We start from the raw sequence: 1296 nt of genomic DNA on the forward strand, positions 1-1296 counted from the left end.
TGGGGGGGGCGGGGGCGGGGGGGGGGGGGGCCCGTGGGGACGGGCCGGGCCACCCGGCTAGGCCGCCCGGGCGCCCGGACCCGTTGTGGGGTTCGGGGACTCCCGGGGCCACTTCGCTGACCGCCTCTACAACGACGGGAACCCCTCGGGGTCACCGTCGCGCCGCCTGCTCGAGCGGGTGGCCGGGGGCGAGGATCCGGGCCAGCCGTTCGGCGACCTCCTGCGCCGCGTTGCCGGCGGGCGCCCCCGGCTCGACGGTCGCGGAGACCGCGATGGCGAGGCCTTCGGCGGGCAAGTACGCCTGGATCGCGGTGAATCCGGAGAGCGACGGGTTCTGCAGGACCCAGCCCTTCGAGACGACGACGCCGAACCCGAAGTGCCGGTCCTCGACTTGCGCGGTGCACACCGACGCCGGGCAGTCCGCCGTGGGCCGCCCCAGGCCCACGGTGCCCGGATCGAGCTGGATCCCGTACGAGGCGGGCGGGAGCAACTCGCCCGAGCCGATGGCCCGCGCCGAGCGTGCGAGGTCGCAGACGGTCGTGGTCTCTACGGCGCCCGGGGGTCCGGACCAGGAGGGGTCCCAGTACGTGGAGTCCTCGTACGTGCCGCGCTCGGCGTCGTAGGCGTGCAGGACGGGCTCCGGGATCTGCGGAGTGAAGGCGTTGGCCGTGTCGCGGAGCCCGAGCGGCCCCAGGACGCGCTGCCGCAGCAGTTCGTCGAGCGGGATGCCGGAGATCTTCTCCAGGGCGGCCCCCAGCAGCACGAAGTTGATGTGCGAGTGGCTCCAGTTGGTGCCCGGCGCGTACCGGAGCGGATGCGCCAGCGGGTAGGAGAGCAGGTCGCCCGGGCTCCACTGCCGGAACGGGGTGGCGTGGAGGGCGGCGAGGAACTCCGGGTCGCTCGCGTACTCGTACAGGCCGGAGGTGCTGCTGCCGAGCATGCGCAGGGTGATCTCCTCGTTGTGCGGCAGGTCCGGCAGCCAGCGGGCGACGGGGGCGTCGAGCCGGGCCTTCCCCTCGTCGACGAGCTGGAGCAGGACGGTGGCCAGGTAGGCGGAGGCCACCGAGCCGGACCGGAAGTGCATGGCGGGCGTGGCGGGTACGCCGGACATGGACTCGCCGAGCGCGCCGGTGACCACCTCGTGCCCGTCCCGGGTGACCCGCAGGACGACGGCTTTGAGGGCGAGTTCCTCCTTGGCCCGGCGTGCCGCCTCCAGCACCTCCCAGGCCTCCCCGCCGACGGGCCCGGAGGTCGTCGCGCAGGGCGTGCGGGCCGCGGGGCCGGTCGCCGCGGCGG

General features: G+C 75.1%; 1 protein-coding gene. It reads right to left on the reverse strand.

Annotated features, from left to right (window positions below; genetic code table 11):
• Nucleotides 1-151 precede the first annotated feature (151 nt).
• Nucleotides 152-1296, reverse strand: a 1145-nt coding sequence (locus tag ACWGDE_RS39025; protein WP_453393834.1) for a serine hydrolase domain-containing protein, incomplete at its 5' end; no start/stop codon positions are given.

The organism is Streptomyces sp. NPDC054956 (assembly GCF_053609185.1).